General features: G+C 60.2%; 12 protein-coding genes and 3 pseudogenes. 8 read left to right on the top strand and 7 right to left on the bottom strand.

Annotated features, from left to right (window positions below; genetic code table 11):
• Positions 1-353: 353 nt before the first annotated feature.
• Positions 354-839 (bottom strand): annotated as a pseudogene (locus tag OEJ37_RS34995) (IS110 family transposase); the annotation flags it as partial.
• Here OEJ37_RS34995 and OEJ37_RS34990 point away from each other — a divergent pair.
• The 4 genes and pseudogenes from OEJ37_RS34990 to OEJ37_RS00815 all read left to right on the top strand — a co-directional run.
• Positions 750-1,049 (top strand): annotated as a pseudogene (locus OEJ37_RS34990) (Tn3 family transposase); the annotation flags it as partial. The pseudogenes OEJ37_RS34995 and OEJ37_RS34990 overlap by 90 nt on opposite strands.
• A gap of 418 nt (positions 1,050-1,467) precedes the next feature.
• On the top strand, positions 1,468-2,856 hold the full coding sequence (locus OEJ37_RS00825; RefSeq protein WP_263342852.1) for an RICIN domain-containing protein: 1,389 nt from the start codon (positions 1,468-1,470) through the stop codon (positions 2,854-2,856).
• Between the two features lie 357 nt (positions 2,857-3,213).
• Positions 3,214-5,922, top strand: coding sequence for a M66 family metalloprotease (locus OEJ37_RS00820; protein WP_263342851.1), 2,709 nt, complete (start codon positions 3,214-3,216; stop codon positions 5,920-5,922).
• Between the two features lie 96 nt (positions 5,923-6,018).
• Positions 6,019-8,112, top strand: a complete 2,094-nt coding sequence (locus tag OEJ37_RS00815) for a beta-galactosidase (protein ID WP_263342850.1) — start codon at positions 6,019-6,021, stop codon at positions 8,110-8,112.
• Positions 8,113-8,500: 388 nt separating this feature from the next.
• Here OEJ37_RS00815 and OEJ37_RS00810 read toward each other — a convergent pair whose 3' ends face one another.
• A complete protein-coding gene (locus tag OEJ37_RS00810; RefSeq protein ID WP_263342849.1) occupies positions 8,501-8,860 on the bottom strand; it encodes a hypothetical protein in 360 nt (119 codons plus the stop codon).
• A gap of 363 nt (positions 8,861-9,223) precedes the next feature.
• On the opposite strand from OEJ37_RS00810, the gene OEJ37_RS00805 reads away from it, so the two are divergent.
• Together OEJ37_RS00805 and OEJ37_RS00800 are read left to right on the top strand one after the other, a co-directional pair.
• The gene (locus tag OEJ37_RS00805; protein WP_263342848.1) at positions 9,224-9,571 is read left to right on the top strand and encodes a hypothetical protein; all 348 of its coding nucleotides are present in this window, start codon (positions 9,224-9,226) and stop codon (positions 9,569-9,571) included.
• 86 nt (positions 9,572-9,657) lie between these two features.
• Complete coding sequence (locus OEJ37_RS00800) at positions 9,658-9,879, top strand: hypothetical protein (RefSeq protein ID WP_263342847.1); 222 nt, start codon at positions 9,658-9,660, stop codon at positions 9,877-9,879.
• Positions 9,880-9,923: 44 nt separating this feature from the next.
• On the opposite strand, the gene OEJ37_RS00795 is transcribed toward OEJ37_RS00800, so the two are convergent.
• From OEJ37_RS00795 to OEJ37_RS00780, 3 genes are all read right to left on the bottom strand, one after another.
• The gene (locus tag OEJ37_RS00795) at positions 9,924-10,472 is read right to left on the bottom strand and encodes a GNAT family N-acetyltransferase (protein ID WP_263342846.1); all 549 of its coding nucleotides are present in this window, start codon (positions 10,470-10,472) and stop codon (positions 9,924-9,926) included.
• Between the two features lie 78 nt (positions 10,473-10,550).
• The gene (locus OEJ37_RS00790) at positions 10,551-10,772 is read right to left on the bottom strand and encodes a hypothetical protein (RefSeq protein ID WP_263342845.1); all 222 of its coding nucleotides are present in this window, start codon (positions 10,770-10,772) and stop codon (positions 10,551-10,553) included.
• A 1,202-nt stretch (positions 10,773-11,974) separates the two neighbouring features.
• Positions 11,975-12,856, bottom strand: coding sequence for a GyrI-like domain-containing protein (locus OEJ37_RS00780; protein WP_263342844.1), 882 nt, complete (start codon positions 12,854-12,856; stop codon positions 11,975-11,977).
• A gap of 174 nt (positions 12,857-13,030) precedes the next feature.
• On the opposite strand from OEJ37_RS00780, the gene OEJ37_RS00775 reads away from it, so the two are divergent.
• Entirely contained in the window at positions 13,031-13,660 is a 630-nt protein-coding gene (locus OEJ37_RS00775) for a condensation domain-containing protein (RefSeq protein ID WP_263342843.1), read from the top strand.
• Here OEJ37_RS00775 and OEJ37_RS00770 read toward each other — a convergent pair.
• Together OEJ37_RS00770 and OEJ37_RS00765 are read right to left on the bottom strand one after the other, a co-directional pair.
• Positions 13,657-15,100: pseudogene (locus OEJ37_RS00770) on the bottom strand (ISKra4 family transposase). The gene OEJ37_RS00775 and the pseudogene OEJ37_RS00770 overlap by 4 nt on opposite strands.
• Before the next feature lie 560 nt (positions 15,101-15,660).
• Positions 15,661-15,840 (bottom strand): hypothetical protein, encoded by a 180-nt coding sequence (locus OEJ37_RS00765; protein ID WP_263342842.1) that lies wholly within the window; start codon positions 15,838-15,840, stop codon positions 15,661-15,663.
• Between the two features lie 81 nt (positions 15,841-15,921).
• Between OEJ37_RS00765 and OEJ37_RS00760 the strand changes: the two genes are divergently transcribed.
• A complete protein-coding gene (locus OEJ37_RS00760; protein WP_174418582.1) occupies positions 15,922-16,416 on the top strand; it encodes a low affinity iron permease family protein in 495 nt (164 codons plus the stop codon).
• Positions 16,417-16,509 lie beyond the last annotated feature (93 nt).

Raw genomic sequence — 16,509 nt, 5'->3', positions numbered from 1 at the left:
TTGCGCGCGCTGCGGACCTCGTCGCGCTGCTTACACAAAGCCGCAAGCTGTTGGGCCAAGCGAGGCATGACGATGGTGGCGGCTTGCGTTCCGGGCACGATCACGGCTTGTTCGTTCAGAGCCTGAACGATCTCAGCCGCCAAGCTTTTGCCCATGCGGGGCGCGAGCTTGGTCACGCGGTTGGCGAGCGTCTTCTCGCTGGTTGCGGCAAACGCGGCGGGCGACGGGTAGCGCTCAAGCAGGTCGAGCACCGCCGGATGGTCGAGGCGCGGTCCGAGAACGCGCTTGAGCGCCGGATGGATCTGGGTGAGCAGGCCGCGAATGCTGTTGCTGGTTTGAGTGACTTGGGCGGTGAGATCGTCGTCGAAGCCGCAAAGCATGGTGAGCTCGGCAAGCTGCTCGTCGGCCAATCGAAGCGAGCGCAGCGTATGCGGCATCGAGCAGACCGCTTCGGCAATGATCGCGGTATCGCGGGCGTCGGACTTGGCTTCACCTGCATGCAGATCGGCGATGCGGCGCATGGTCAGTCCCGGCAGATAGGCGACGAGCATGCCTTCGGCGCAGGCGACGGCCACTGGAAGTGCGCCGATGAGGAAGGCTGGTCGACGACGAACAGGAGTCGGCCACGAGTCTTGAGTTCGGCGATGAGAGCGCGCAGCTTGCGCCTCGTCGTCGGGTAGCATCTTGTTGTACAGACGCTTGCCGTTTCGATCGAGTGCGACGGCGTGACGCTGGCCTTTACCGACATCGAAGCCGAGCAGCAACTGTGGAACGAGTGCGCCCACCTGATCGCCAACGGCATCATCCACTACAACACGGCTTTGCTCTCGCGTGCCCATGAGCAGAAGTGCGCCACGGGCGACGAGGTCGCGATGGCGTTTATCGCCAGCATGTCGCTGGTCGCTTGGCGGCACGTCAACCTGTTCGGCGTGGTGGATTTCGGCGCCGCGACCATGCCCGTCGACATCGACGCGCTCGTTTCGTATTACGCTGACCCGGAGTACTGGGCCTGCATGCTCCAGGCAGCAGCCGAAGAGAGCGACGAGGAAACCGGAGATCCCGCTCACAAGACGTCCGGTTCGCCACTCGTTGGACTCGGGAAGCCTTGCCAGGCAAGGGCTTGGGTGAGATTTTCAGTTTTCGGTGGATGGGCAAAAGTAGCCAACGTCGCTTACACCGGCCAATCCGAAGCCCGGTAAAGTTGCACGACATATCATCACAATATATTACGTACGCGGCGGTATATGGCTCCCTACAATCCTTGTAACTGACGGGCGAGCATGCTGCACTGCGGTTTCCGCTCTGTCGTTAAAGGGCTTGCAGCGACGAAGGCGGTCCCCGATAACGCGCGGTTGCCCGCTTCAGCGTGCCACTGCCGGCATTGAACGCATGTGGTCGGTATTGACGTCGCACGGGCCTTCGAGGGGCAAGCATTCGAACGGTACGATGTACTAATAGGAGTACGAAATGACGCCGCTGCAAGTTGCGCGGAGTCTCGATGTGCTCACGAACGCGATCGAAGTCGCGGTCGCCCGGGCCGAGAAAACATGTAAAAGGATACCTATGAGAACCCATGCACTGCTACTCAGCGTATTTATGTTGTCTGCCTGCGGTATGGATTCCCCCGAGGATGTGAAACCTCTCACGACAAATTCTAGCCATTCGGCACATGCCGCCAAGGCAGCAGATACTGACTGGCAGCTTATTTTTTCTGAGGACTTCAAAGATAAAAAATATGACGGGGGTTTCAATCCCAGCAAATGGTCGTATTGCAAACGCAACACCAAAAAGCCTGGCTCGGACTGGGACACAACTATCACCAACACCCCTGCCTACGCCTCCCAAACCGGCGGGCGCCTTGTACTCCGGTTGGACGATGCAGTGATCGCCGACGATCCCATTGCTTACCACTCCGGATGCGTTACAACTGCCGATAAACTCGAATTTACTTACGGCAAAGTGGAGGTAAGAGCGAAATTCAATCAGGGCGATGGTTCCTGGCCAGCCATCTGGATGCTACCGGAAGACGGCGATTGGCCCGATGACGGTGAGATCGACATCATGGAACATTTAAAATTCAACCCCGTGGTATACGGGAATGCCATCATGTCCCCGACAGAAAAGGGAGAGGAAAGCTACACCAGCAGCGGAAACGGACTCTATAATGTCGACGATTTTAATACCTATGGATTGGAATGGAGTCCCACCGAACTAAAGTTCTATGTTAACGGTTCGTTGTACCATACCTATTCTAAGCCAGTCAATGCCACTCGGCGCGAATGGCCATTCGACAAGCCTTTCTATATCATCCTCAACCAGTCGGGCGGGAGTGAGGGAGATGGGTATGCGGAGAAGATCAATAATTCCCACTTGCCCTTCCACATGGAAGTGGATTCTGTAAAGGTATATCAGCGACCCGAATTCGAGTCCGGCGCCACTTACAAAATCTTCTCTGCGCTGGACAATACCAGCGTGCTCGGCGTGAATGGCGCCGGAAACGACACCTCAGTCGTCCTCCGGCCCGACAACACACCATCTGTCCTCGACCAGCAATGGAGGCTGACGAGCACCGGCGACGGATATTACCTGCTCCAGCCGATGCATGCCTTATCCAAATCATTCAATGTCACCGGCATCGGTAACGAGTCCAAGGTCCAGATTCAAGATGACAATGGTAGTAAGGCACAGCGCTGGCAAATTAAGAATGTTGGCAACGGCTACTACGTGCTCGCACCCGCCAGCGATCCATCCAAACGACTGGAGGTTGCCGGAGGAAGCACGGTGGACGGTACAAGCATTCAGATTAACGACCACAAAGCTGACAATGCACAAAAATTCAGAATTGTTAAACAATAAAGTAGGGTGCGCCCGGGATTCGAAATCCTCTTAAACTGATATGGTACTCGTGAAGGATCGGACTTTCTGATTATCTCGCCGGCGCTGGCTACAAGTCTGATTATTGTTTGCTGGCTCGAGATGGCGTAATAGCGCCATCCCCTGTATCCCGGCAGTGAGTGAATTTTGCTACTCATTCAGCAAAACTGTCTGAATTAAATATTTGAATTCCTTCAATACTTCCAAAATCTCATCCCGTTTCGCATTGCTCGACGGAGGAACACCCGCATGCGTTCAACGGTGTAGAGGGCTTGCGGGAGATTCTGGGCGAACCGGAAGGCAAGGCGCGGTATCGACTAGCTTACTGGAGAATTTGACGTGAAATCTTTCACGAAGGCGACGGCCGTATGGCGGTGCACGGGGATCTTTTTGCTCGGCATTTCAGCGGCTGTCCTGACTGCGTGTGGTGGCGGAGACGACGCAGCGGCGGGCAGTCCCGCAGCCAAGGGGAGCATCGGCGGCGCAGCGACGGGGGACGGCGGCGTCGGGGCAGGCGGGCCAAAAGCCGATCCGACTGCGAACCTGCCGCCATTTCCGAACTTCGCATCAGCGCTTGGCTTCTTTGATGTGACCCGGGCCAATCAGCCCCGGCCGATACGGAATGATCTGGCGGGCGCACTGCCTGGCATGGTGCAGTTCGTCCAGAGCCACTCGATCAATCCCAAAGGCAATACCGAGAATAACCTGCCAACGCTGGTCACTTCTCGCAACGCGTTGCTGCTGTTCACGCCGCAGCGCAGCCCCGCGGGCAAGGTCCGTGTCGAGGTGCAAGTGGACGGCGTAACGCAGCACACCGTCGTGATGGCTACCCCGAATCAACTGCCTGCGACCGATGTTACCGGCACCGATGGCCGTCCTGACGTTGCGTATACGAAGCGCGCCTGGAGCACCGTTTTGCCCTGGACTGTCGTGAAGCCCGGCATGGCGCTTGTATTTCGCGACGAATCGGGGCAGTTCGGTACGTTGGTCGCAAGCCAGATCGAGATGGCCGCTCCGGCAAAGATGTATATCTGGGGTATCCGTCTCGGCATGCTTACTTCGCCACCGATCGACAACGATGGCCAACCCATGCTGACCAAGCCTGCGCTTGCGGCAACAGACTACTTCCAGCTACTCCCGGTATCTCAGTTGACCGTGGCAAGCTATGAGGATGTGAAGCTGGACAAGGTCATGCTCGCGGATGGCACCATTCTGACCGGCGCCAGCAAGTCCAACGGTGACTATCATGGCGGCGACATGCGCGAACAGGTAGGCAAGTCGCAGTTCAGCATCGGCATCAATCTAGCCAATTACGGCGTCAGCAGTTCGATCAACGGCGATCAGAGTATCGGCGAAACCACGCCGCAGATTGTCTATCACCACTCCGCAGGCAACTACGCCAACGGTGTTCAAGTGCATGGCGGTTCCGGCGGCGGCGCCATGGCCACGCTCAGCACGAGCTACGGAAACGAATTCAGCCATGAGCTGGGTCACCACTACGGGATGGGCCACTTTCCCGGTCAGGTCGGCAACGACGGCTTCTGGGCAAACCACCATGCCGACAGCGGATGGGGCTACATCGACCACCGCAAGCGGATGCGAAGCAATCTGATGTGGTCGGCCAAAGAACGGGATCCTGGTGCCGGCACAGTGAATCCGCAATCCTTCGCCCACCAGTACATCTATCAGAAAGACCCCATGTCCGGCGCCTGGCTGGAGCCGGATTCGATGCTCTCCAGGTACACGTACTACACCGGTTACACCGCAACGCGCATTCAAAAGTTCATGGACAAGGCCTGGTTCGACCAGGGCTCGGCCACGGGCTACAGCCGGTGGGATGTCGCGAGCCAGAAAGTGGTACCTGCGACCCCAGGGGACGACAGGGCGCCGCCGACCCGCTTCGGCGTACCGGTCTTCACGCTCTTGGGTGCTTACGACCCGAGCAACAACACCGCGGTGATGTATCCGCCCGCCAGAGCCAACTATGGCATGGTGTTCGATAAGCTGCCCGCACCCGATGCCGCGGCAAGTGCAGCATGCTGGATTGACGTGCGCTTTGCCAACGGAAGCAAATCCATCAATCTGCATGCCGACCGGATCAGGAAGGACAGCACCAACAAGTTCCACGTCAACATCGCCGAGGCAGATCAGCCACAGAGCGCCTCGTTGTCGTGCCGCAAGGGCGATCGGATCACACGGCTTGCCGAAGTCGTGTTTCCCCAAAATCTGCCGGCCATGGCGGCCGCGGTGGTGGTGGGCGAATCGGCCGGCTATGAAGCACTGGCTGCGCGGGAGATGCCGCAAATCGAAGCCGCGTTGAAAGCCATCGGTAACGACAAGCCCCCGTTCCCCGACAGCAATCTCCGACTCTTGTTGGACAGCTGGCGTGACCGGCTCCCACAGTTGAGTGGCCCCGCTGCAGAAACCTGGAAACGGATTGAGCGTACACGTATCAGCGCCGACGCACTGAATGATTGGATGACAAACAACGCCGCAGGCCTGGACGCCAAGGCACCGGAAACAGTCAAAGCCTGGCGCGCTCGACTCGTCAACTCGGGTCTGGTTTCCGGTACGGGAGGATATGCCGATGCCTTCAGCCAGGTTGTGATGGGCCGGTCAGAGGGTTGCATGGCGGTGTCGAGCGGCGATCCACTCACCGCGAAAGCAGTGGTGACCCCTTGTGTGCGCAAGCCGGAGCAACTTTGGGTGCAGGACGCGCGCGGGGCGCTGCGCAGTGCAGCGCTGCCAGATTACTGCATACGGATCGTTGACGACTGGAATGCCGGGCTCGCCAAGTGCAACCGAGATTCCGCAGCGCAGATCTTTACGGTCAAGGACGGCAGGATCGTACCGATCACCCGGCCCTGGATTGGCTTGAAGAAAGGAGTAGGACCAGACGATGGCAGCCGGCTTGGCCAGCTTGGGGCCTACAACACGAGCTGGGGCGTCCCGCAGTGGCATGGCCTGAAGCAAGATCCCAATATGCTCCTGGCGCTTCTAAGCGATGAAAACGCTCGGCGCCTGTTGCAACTCGATCCCGTGAAGTAGGTCTTGCCGGAGCGAGATAACGATCATGGGCAGACAAAGTTTTCTTGCGTTTTCAGTTTCCCGCGAAGTAGTCCTTACCAAAGTGAGATAACGATCATGGACAGACGAAATTTTCTTGCGTTTTCAGTGGTGACCCCGCTGGTCGTCGCCTGCGGCGGTGGAGATGACAATCCGCCGGGCACCGGAATATCCGCCGGACAAAATCGAGCGAACGCAATGACGGCTGCCGGCACGAATCCCTCGTTCGAGTCCGGCCGCAAGCGCGTGCTGTCCTGGAACAGTGCGGGCAATTGGATGATGGATGGCGCCAGCTTCCAGTTTTTTGGCGCGGAGATCCACCCTTCGCGGGTTCCGTCTCAGTATTGGGATCACCGCATCAAGATGATCAAGGCGCTCGGATGCAATACGATTTCCCTCTACGTGATGTGGAATTTCCACGAGCTGTCGGACGGGACGTTCGATTTCTCGTCGCCCGATAAGGATATCGGCCGCTTCGTCGACCTTTGCGTAGCCAACAATATGTGGGTGTTGCTGCGCCCCGGACCGTACGTTAACGCGGAGTGGGATTTCGGTGGACTGCCGCCCCGCATGTTGGCCGATCCGCAGTTCCGCGATTCGGGTGACCTGCAGGGTGACCTGCAGATTCGCGGCAATTTCCCAGCCTACATGGCGGCCGTGCAGAAATGGAACGCGGCCCTTTACGCCAACGTCATCGAAGGACGGACCTTGGCTTCGGGTGGTCCGATTATGCTGGTCGCGATGGAAGACGAATATTCAGACTTCTGGGATCCGGTGGACCCCAACCACCTGACTGCCCTGGCCTCGCAGTGGACCAGTCTTGGCTACGCGGAAAAATTTTGCGTTTGCGAAGGCACGGCGAACGGCTTCAAGGATCAAAACATCCGGCTACCGGCCAATACCGCATATGGGATCAGTTTGCAGGGGAAATACGAGTCGAGCCACATCGAGGCCACGAAGAATTACGGCGTGGCAAGTTTCGGTGCGGAAATCTATCCAGGCTGGCTATGTAATTGGGGCGACCCTGCCCAGGATATCCGCGACGACAATTTTGCGAGTAGTGTGGTCGGGGCCCTGACAAAGGCCGGTCGTTCAATTGTCATTTACGTCGGGCACGGCGGCACCAGCTTCGGTTTCACGGCGGGTTGCGATGGCGAAGCCGCGAAGGAATGTCAGCCGTTGATGACGTCTTATGACTATGGTGCGCCGGTAGCGGAAAACGGCCTGCCGAACAAGAATTTTCAGCCGATCCAGGCCGCTTACGCCGCAAATACGTCATTCGGCGTTTCAGCCGGCCCGGTCCCCGCACCACCTATCGACAGCATTGCCGACGGTGAGGTTGCATCGATTTCGAGCAATCAGTTCGTTTTCAGCGATTTTCTGTCCAATGTCTCTCCGACGATCGAGAATAGTCAACCACAGACGATCGAATGGATCGCGCTGACGCTCAACAAGGGACAACCCGTCAACGCAGGCATTTATCCCGCCGGCGTCGCGGTTTACCAGACGACACTCCCGTCGGGAGGCAACTTTACAGTGGGGTTCAGCCGGCCGCCTGATTTCGCGCTGGCCTTCATCAACGGCACCCGCGTGACGAGCAACGTTCTGACGACCGTCAAGAAGGAGGAAGAGAACAAGGAAAGCAAGCTACCATCCTCCTCCGTGACTACGTTCGACATCGACGACGCGCCGCCAGGCGCCATGTTGCAGATCGTCTGCATGCCGTTCGGGCGAGCCAATGTCAATAGCAGCGCGATGAAGAAGGACGGGCGCGGCCTTTCCGGAAACGTAACGTTGAGCGGCAGTGCCTTGACGGACTGGAAGATGGCGCTTGCCCCGTTGTCCGCGGCACAACTTGCCGCGCTGCCATTCGACGCGAGCGCGCCCACGAGCGCGCGTCCCTTCTTTGCGAAAGCGACCTTCGCTATCGAAACGCCAAAGGACATGTATATCGACATGTCGTCATGGGGGATCGGCTATGTTTTCGTGAACGGACGCAACCTCGGTCGCTATTGGCCATCGGTAGGCCCCCAGACTCGCCTGTATTGCCCTGGCGTGTGGTTGAATAGTGGCGGCAATACGATTGTCGTTTTCGAATTCACGCAAGCAAGCGCCGGTTCGCTGAGTTTCTTCGGTTCGAGCAATCTGCCTTACAACATCAAGTCGGATTGATGGGAGAGGTGATGGATTCACGAATCTCGGCCACACCTCCTTCACGGGCGGGAAATCGACGACCGTGTCGTTGATGCGGTTGAACGTGTTGGTGAAGATCGTCAGCGCGATCGCGAGCGAGATTTCCGCGAGTTGCGCGTCCGTGTAGCCGGCTTCGCGGATCGACGCGCATTCGTCGTCGGTGATCGTGCCGCTGGTCCGTTCCGTTGCAGGTTCAACACGAAGCGGATCAGCGCGTCGCCGGTGTTCGGCTGGCCCGAGCGGCTCGCGCGCAGCGCGCCGACCGACGCTATCGCCACCTGGTCAACAAGATTTCTTCTGTGAAACCGACGAACTCGCGCAGCCTGCCGATCAGTGAATGGCCCTCGGTACCAGGCCTTGCCGCGTCTCAAACTCCCGCCAGTATCTCGTGTCGGCTTTTCCGCTGCCATTCGTAGCGCTCGATAAAATGATCGAAGACGGCGGGGCGGTTCAGGACCCTGGCGAATTCGTTCTCCAGTTCCTCGGCCTCGTTGTCGTCACTAATCGTGACGAACAGCGTGATCTTCTCGCACTCGGCACTGCGTTGGCGCGACTTTCCTAGTGGGGCGATCGTCTCGACCGCCATGCCCTCGCTGTTGTAGCGTATATGGGTCTTCGTGTCGTCCGCTCGGGTGATGGTGCTCAGATTGAAAAACGAATCGGCGACGGTGTGGAATCGTGTCGGCGACGAACGGCTCGATATTCGGGTGAAAAGATTCAGAGCCATATCCGGCGCGTAGCCGGCAGGGAACCCTGACGAGGCGTCGTTCGGGCGAAAACGTTTGCGGAAAACCGCTTGCGCTGGCCAATGCGAGGCACGGTAAAGTTACTCGAAATATCATTACAAAATATTACGTACGGCGCGACGCATGGTTCCCTACAATCCTCGCAACTGAAGGACGTGCATGCCTTGCAGCGGTTTCCGCTCTGTCGTCAAAGGGCTTGCAGCGACGAAGGCGGCGACCGATACACGCGGTTTCCCGCGTTCGGCGCGCCACTGCCGGCATTGAACGCATGTGGTCGGTGTTGACGTCGCAGGCCTTCGAGGGGCAAGCATCCGGACCGTACGATGTATTGACAGGAGTGCGAAATGGAACCGCTGCAGGTCAGCCAGAATCTCGATGTGCTCACGAATGCGATCGAAGTCGCGGTCGCCCGGGCTGACTGGAGCGAGGCCGTCCGGGCGGCCGAAACACGTTCAAGGTTCGTGATTACGCTTGCGCCCGATCCACCGGACGAGGTTCGCGCGGCGATCGGGAAAATGCAGGAGATCGATGTCCGGATCTTCACCGTCGCCCGGGAGACGTTCGAGGCACTCATCGCCGAGGGCGGGATCGCGTTGTACGAATCCGGGCCGGCGACGCAGGCGTTGGCGGCGCAGCCGCTGTCGCCCGGGGCGGATGCGATGGCATCCCGGTTCTCTTCTTTTCCCGCATGAGCGTCACTACCCGGGCGATGCACATGCTCAATACGCGGACAAACCTTTGGAATTGCCTGTCGCGGGTTTAACGTTTCGGTGGCGGTATGCGATTCCGAAAACGCATCAATTATGTCGATGCAACACGGTGGTTCGCCGACGGCGACTATGATCGAGTGGAGCACCGTGAAGGCGTGTGGGCGGTTGCCACGCCGGAAGGTTGGCGTTCGGTGAAGCCCGGCGACTGGATATTGCTCGACGAGCGCAGCAACTGCTGGTCGATGGACGACAGGCTCTTTACGAATTTCTACGAACCGGCTGCGGAATGAGTGCGGCTGAAGTACACGCGCCGCAAGCGGATGCGCCATCGTGCCTACCGGCTCGCGCGTGAAAACAGCAACGAATCGGCGTCGTTGAAGCGGACGCGCACCGGCTCGCCATAACCGGCTTTCTCCGCCACGCGGATCGACGCGACGTTGGTCGGCGCGATCAGACACACGCTGCGTTCGAACCGCTGCTGCGAATCGAGCCATGCGAGCGCGGCCGCGAGCGCCTCGGTCGCATAACCCTTGCCGTGTGCCCACGTAGCCAGCGCCCAGCCGGCTTCCGGTACGCCGCGAATCGACGGCTCGACGAGCCGGTGGAAATCGGCGAAGCCGAGATCGCCGACGTAAGGGCCCGACGCCTTCTCGCGAATTGCCCAGTATCCGTAGCCGAGCAGCGGCCACAGCCCGCGATACGCGAGCAGGCGCATCCACGAATCGCGCGGCGCGGACGGCTCGCCGTTGAAGATGTGCGCGACGACGTCCGGCTCGGCCCACATCGCGGCGAGCGCGTCGAAGTCACCCAGCGGATGGCCCTCGAGGACGAGGCGCGGCGTGTCGAGGACGGGCGGGGCATTCGACGTCATCGGGCATTCCATGGGCACGAAGGGGGAAGGCGCGCGAACCGGCCGCGCGGACGTGCCGGTACGATACCGCGGAATCCGCCCGCGCGGCCGCTACTTCAGGCTTTTCAGGAAGGTCCGTCCTGCGGACGTGATCGAAATGCCGGAGCGGCCATGCGGCGGATGGCTGGCGAAACCCGCACCGACGAGTTCCCGCGCGATCGACCAGCCGAGTGCCGGCGAATCCCGGCCGTAGCGAACGTCGGCGAGGCGTTCGAGTGCCCAGACGGCGGACGCCGACAGGTTGGGGGCGTTTGACGTGTCTTGGTCGCTCATGACTTCCTCCGGGAATGGGTATACGGTGTGGAGCGCGGGTGCGGAATGCGGCGGCAGGCATTCCGTCATCGGGCGCGTGTCTCGCGGCGTGAGCGCATCGACAGCAGCAGGTCGACGCGCGACGAGGCGGAGGGCTGCACGCGGGTCACCCCTCCTGCAGCAACGGCAGCAGCGCCTGAAGCGCCGCTTCCTCATCGGGCCCGGCGGCCAGCACCTGGGTGGACGTGCCGCCGCGCAACTCCAGCGACGCGATCGGGCGCCGTTTTTCGCGTTGCCGCGGCCCCCGTTCACGATCAGCACGATGTCGCTTTCGAAGCGGCGTGCCGCTGCGACGACCGCGTCCCTGGCCGCGCCTGCGCGAGTCCGGTTCCACGCGGCGCCGAGCCCGCAGTGCGCCAGAAACGCGCGAAACGCGGTTTCCCACGCGGCGTCGTGCAAGTCGATGTCGATGCGGGCGAGTCGTTCCATTTGAATCTGGCCGTCATCTGAATTTGGAAATCTCAGCAGTTCAGTGTGGAGGAAGGTCTCATGCATGTGCCCCCGGTTTTTCGATTGTCACGCCATACATCTGTGTCGACGGTGCCGAGGCGTATATCGCTTTTCTTGAGCATGCCCTCGACGAGAGGGAGAGAGGACGCAGCTTGCGCCCCGATGGCAAGATCGCGAATGCCCAGATCTCCTTCGGGCCATCGACGGTGATGGTAAGCGAAGCCCTGACGAGCGTTTCCCGTTTGCGATGTAGTGTCGCAGCCGTTCCCAGGCGTCCAGATAGCGATACCACGGGATCGCGGCTAGCTGCTCGTCGTGGACGACGAGAATACGTTCGATGATCGCCAGTTCGTGGTCAAGCAGTAGACAACGTTCGCCTTGCTCCACACGAGTGACGCACGCATTGAGCGCCGCCTCGGCACGTCGGTACAGACAAAATCCGCGCCGGACGAAGTCGCCTCCCGCAGATAGAAGGCGACGTACACCACGCGCACCAGGCAACTGACCTGATCAAGATCACGGCGACCGCCACGCACGGTAGCCAGAGCAAGATGGGTTACCGCCACTTGATGGAGCCAAAATGAAGTCAGATCCAGTGCTGAGCGCTTTAATCTTGGGGCAATGATGGCAGACCACGTGGATTAAACATTGAGATTGGATGGGTAGCGGCCTGTTCTCTTATTGTGATCGGAAGGAACTACCCAATTTCGGCGTTACTTCAGCGGCAAAAACAGTTCCGCGACCGTCTCATGTTCCTGCACCTCTGGGAAGAAACTCAGCCGCTGGCAATAGATTGGGAAGTCGCGGGCTTCCTCGCCACTGGCCGGGAGCCAGTCGCGATAAAGGTAGAGTGCGGCAGGCTCCAAATTGTCGGTGTTGCCAACGACGCGCAGCACTGCGCAGCGTCCGCCGGGAATCTCTCCCAGTTTGACCTGCTCTCCGTTTGCATCTATCGGTTGGTCGATCCCGACACAAAGATCCACACTGTAGTCGGCAGGCGCTGCGGGACGCCGTTCGGAACGCCAGACGTTGAAGGTCGGACTTGTCTTGGGATGCAGACCAGAGGCCTTGCGCCACGCGATGAATCGCTGAATAGTCGCGCCGAGCGTCGCTGGGTCGCCACGATGCTCCATGATTGCCACCCGCGTGGTGTCTACATCACGAATCGTCACATCGTCAGTGGTAAAAGTCTTCTGCATGATTTTTCTCCTTGCGTTGTCGAGAGGCTCGAAGGCCGAAAGCCATGGCTCCCAGTCGGGAGACTTCCGGAACGATGAAGGCGATTGTCCAAAACGTTGCCTAAAGGCCCGAGCAAAGGCGTCTGGTGCTTCGTAACCAGCATCCATTGCTATCCCCGTGACGCTTTGAGCATCTCCGTAGGCCAGCCGGTAAGAAGCTCGCTTCATGCGAGCGAGTTGGACGTAGCGATGCACGGACAGCCCGAAGGCCGCAGTGAACTGCCGATGAAAATGGAATTTCGAGTAGGCTGCGACGCCAGCCAGCGCGTCGAGGTCAAGATCGTCATCCAGATGTCGGTCTATGTAATCCAGCACCCGCTGCATTCGAGCATGGTAGTTTTGAAGCGCAGCTTTCATCGTTATTCTCCGAAGAAGCATCAGTTTCGCGCAGTCAGACGGTAAACGCTCGACCGATCTTGCCGTTTTATAGCGGAGCTACAACGGCCATTTAGGGTTATGCCTTTCTGCCCCATAGCTCGCCGTCCTACGCTACAGCAAGTTGTCGCAACGGTTATTAAAGCTCCGCAGGCCGTGCCGCTCACCGTGTACACGCACGCGATGCTGCGCGCCCGCGCCCTGTCCTTCGCCGACGCCTGCGCCCGCGAGCAGGGCGGGCTCGACCTAGATGCGGGGCCGCTGTTCCGCGCGGCGCTGCTCGCCACGCACGACGCCGAGCCGGACCGGCTGCTGCTGGTTGCGCACCACCTGGTCGTCGACGCGGTATCGTGGCGTATCCTCGTGAGCGACCTCGCGGCCCTGTTGAGCGGCGTCGAGCCGCCGCGCTCGCCGTCGTTTGCCGCGTGGGCGCAGCAGACCACCGGGCAGGCGCATGAGCCCTGGCTGGTTGGCCGCGCGGCGCCGTGGCTGAGCGCCGCCCCCGCCGTTGCCCCCACTCCCTTGGCCGACGCAGGCACCGAGGCGGAAGCGGCCTGCTTCGCGTGGACGGCATCCCGGGACCAGCGCGACGATCGACCGTGTCCGCAACATTTCGGATACGTTGTTTTGGCCTTTTTCGACGATCTGGCGCCAAGCCTCCCACGCTCTGGGAGCACCCGTCGCATGCGGATTCAACCCGTCGATGCAACACACTTGAGGCTGCATAGCAGCGAGGAGTGTTGCAATGAAACAGAGGCGGCGGATCTTGTTGAAGGAAGCCGTTAAAAACCCCGGGATGTTTGCTCCCAGGGCCACGTAATGCGTCGCTGCCCAATCCATGGAAATAGTCGCTGTGCGAGTTCGTGAAATTCTCGGTTCAACAACGCGACGCGCAATTGCACAATACGGTGTGCTCCCGGGCGACTCCAGCACATATGCTGGCTCTTGCCCATTCGACGGCCAACGATTCGGTTAATCGAAGACTCGACGAAACCTGTGGAGATTCGGCATCCCGCACGTTGCCATGTGCGATAGTCAATCAGCGAGTCAACGTTGTTTTGCAGATAGGTGACTACATTCGAGAGGCTGTGACTTGTTTTTCTGGCTTGGTTGCTCATTGCTGGATCCTGTTTCTCACGCAGATCGAGCAAGTCGGCGAGCTCGGCTGCGGACTGTTGCCGAGCCCATGTGTCTCCAATCCAAACGTAGTGGCGGAATCGGACAAACAGATCCCAGAGCTCGAACGCTGAGCCACCCTCCGTAAGTCGTCCATACGCCAAAGGCGCGATTGCTTGATCGACACGATGCAACATCCGCCCGATGTGTGCCCAATCGAGGATCCACTCGTTATCGTAGGGAAGATCGGTGGCAACGCCAGCCAGGTCCCGTGCTCCATCAGTCAGAACAAGGACTTCATTTGGGTCCGCGTATCCGCTGTCCTCCAGAAATTGCGTCATTTCTTGATTCAAGCGTCTAGTGCGGGGCATGGCCGAAGCCCACACTCGTGGTTGCTCGTCGGCTTGGCTCACAGCAGCAACGACAACGGCGATCGACGCTGAACAGTTGCCCGCTTCTGCGCGATTGTCCTTGCCCGAATCTTTGCGATTGCAACGGGCGCGACGGACATAGCCGACGTCAATGCCGAGCGCCACATCCGGCTTTGTCGTCTCGCACTGCCGGCGCACGGGCCGCGCGTGCTGTATCGACTTTCCGACGGCCACGGTTGTGATTGCGAATGGTTACGTGACTGTCGCGGCCTGAGGTGGGTGACAAAAGGTCCGTGACACTCTTGGCTTGCCGATAGGGCATCGTAGCGCCAAGCTCCGCGTGCAGCCATCTCAGTTCACCAGTGCTTGCCTCCGTCAGATAGTCCTTGAGCGGAGAGACATACGTTGATCTGTCAGCACCGCAATTACAGGCCTTCCACCGTTCGCGGCAATAGAAAACCTTTCCCAGCGTGGTTTTCAGCTCCGAGCAATGACTATCGTGCAAACGACGCAGTCCGCCGCAATCAGCACAGGATCTACGCGACGCGCAATACCGTTCGATCTGCTCGACAACGAACTGTTGCTGCACACAATTGAGCAATGACTTGCCTTCGGCAAGTGTTAGTCCCACGTCCCCGGGCGCCTGCTCCCCGGCAGCCCTGTGAAATCGCATGACCTCCGCCCGCTTCACCACACTCCCATCGCCGCTATCGAACTCAAGAACGATCGTGCATCGCATGGCAGCTCCTCGTCTCGAAGTTAGGGAGACGATACGCTTTCACGCGGCTGCTTCCCAGCCTTTTTAACGGCTCCCTTCAACACGGGTTCCGGGAAAATCTGGCTGGCGGAACGTATTGCCGCGCACATCGGCGCCGCCTGCGTCGATCTCGATCCGATCCATTGGCTTCCCGGCGGGGACAACGCTGCCCGCGAGCGGGCGGACGCGATCCGGCTGGTTCGACAGGCTGCCGGCGACAGGATCGTGCTTCGGTCGCACGATGTCGTGACGCAGTTTGCCGGCCGGCTTTGTCGATGTTACGGAGAAGCCGGTACTTGACGAGGCTTCGATTGCACGAGTGCCCGACGTCGCGCATCCCGGTAAGGCGCGCACTGGTTCTGGGGGCACCGAACGTACGGATGATCGCGGCAGGCGCGTTGCGTGTACGACCTCCCACGCGTTGCAGCGACGTTGTAAATTTGGCGCGCGGATCGCGCGGCCGGGGCCGGCTGCGGCATGTCGATTGCCACGCCATTCGCGCTCCGGTGTGCTGCCTTTCACGATGCCGTGGCGGCTGCCGGCTATGCCGAGCGACGGGAGGAACCAGGCGCGAAGACGGTCGCTAACGTCGCACTGCGCGCGGCAATGTGCTGGCGTGACCGGCTCGTGCGGGCGATTCGCTCTTCCGGCCGCGCGGCGTCGGCGATCACGTCGACATCGCGCGGATTGCCTTCCCGCGGGGCGGCAAGGTCGCCGGGCATGCGACATGCTCGTCCGTGGGCGGCGCGTGCATACGGGACCGAACGCCGCGCCGAGATCGACAGTCCCGTCCGGGAGGCGCCATGCGCGAATCGAACGATCCTTCCCGCGTCCGGCAGGACGCGGGCGGCGAACTCAGAGCCGGCGTCGCGGCGGCGTACCGGCCGGCACGCCATCCCGTCACGCGCCTCTTCGAACGCTTCGCGTCGCACGTGACCGTGTGGGCCGGTTCGCCGGTCGCGTTCGGCAGCGCGGTCGCCGTCACGGTGCTGTGGCTTTTCACCGGGCCGCTCTTCCACTATTCGGATGCGTGGCAGCTCGTCATCAATACCGGGACGACGATCATCACGTTCCTGATGGTGTTCCTGCTTCAACGCAACCAGAACCGCGACAGCGTCGCGCTGCATCTGAAGCTCGACGAGCTTCTCGCGGTCACGCACGCGGCGAGCGACCGGCTGATCGGGATCGAGGACGCATCCGAGGAAGAATTGCGCGCACTCGCGCGGACCTACCTCGACATGGCGAAGCGGGCAGCCGAGCGGGAAGGCGAGCCGCCCGACAATCCGCCCGAATCGTGACGGAAGTGACGGGGGGAGAACAGGTGCGCGGCACGGCTGCGGCACGACCGGCACGAGAACTGCGGACATTTTTTCAACCTGTTGTCATTTCTG

This window comes from Burkholderia sp. BKH01, from assembly GCF_025685725.1.
GTDB lineage: Bacteria > Pseudomonadota > Gammaproteobacteria > Burkholderiales > Burkholderiaceae > Burkholderia > Burkholderia pyrrocinia_C.
This window is presented reverse-complemented; position numbering and strand designations above follow the sequence as displayed.

Coding starts and splice junctions, on each gene's coding strand:
- OEJ37_RS00810 (WP_263342849.1), bottom strand. CDS start 8,860: ATGGCTCTGAATCTTTTCACCCGAATATCGAGCCGTTCGTCGCCGACA.
- OEJ37_RS00765 (WP_263342842.1), bottom strand. CDS start 15,840: ATGCCCGGCGACCTTGCCGCCCCGCGGGAAGGCAATCCGCGCGATGTC.
- OEJ37_RS00790 (WP_263342845.1), bottom strand. CDS start 10,772: ATGAGCGACCAAGACACGTCAAACGCCCCCAACCTGTCGGCGTCCGCC.
- OEJ37_RS00805 (WP_263342848.1), top strand. CDS start 9,224: ATGGAACCGCTGCAGGTCAGCCAGAATCTCGATGTGCTCACGAATGCG.
- OEJ37_RS00825 (WP_263342852.1), top strand. CDS start 1,468: ATGACGCCGCTGCAAGTTGCGCGGAGTCTCGATGTGCTCACGAACGCG.
- OEJ37_RS00815 (WP_263342850.1), top strand. CDS start 6,019: ATGGACAGACGAAATTTTCTTGCGTTTTCAGTGGTGACCCCGCTGGTC.
- OEJ37_RS00760 (WP_174418582.1), top strand. CDS start 15,922: ATGCGCGAATCGAACGATCCTTCCCGCGTCCGGCAGGACGCGGGCGGC.
- OEJ37_RS00795 (WP_263342846.1), bottom strand. CDS start 10,472: ATGGAATGCCCGATGACGTCGAATGCCCCGCCCGTCCTCGACACGCCG.
- OEJ37_RS00780 (WP_263342844.1), bottom strand. CDS start 12,856: ATGAAAGCTGCGCTTCAAAACTACCATGCTCGAATGCAGCGGGTGCTG.
- OEJ37_RS00800 (WP_263342847.1), top strand. CDS start 9,658: ATGCGATTCCGAAAACGCATCAATTATGTCGATGCAACACGGTGGTTC.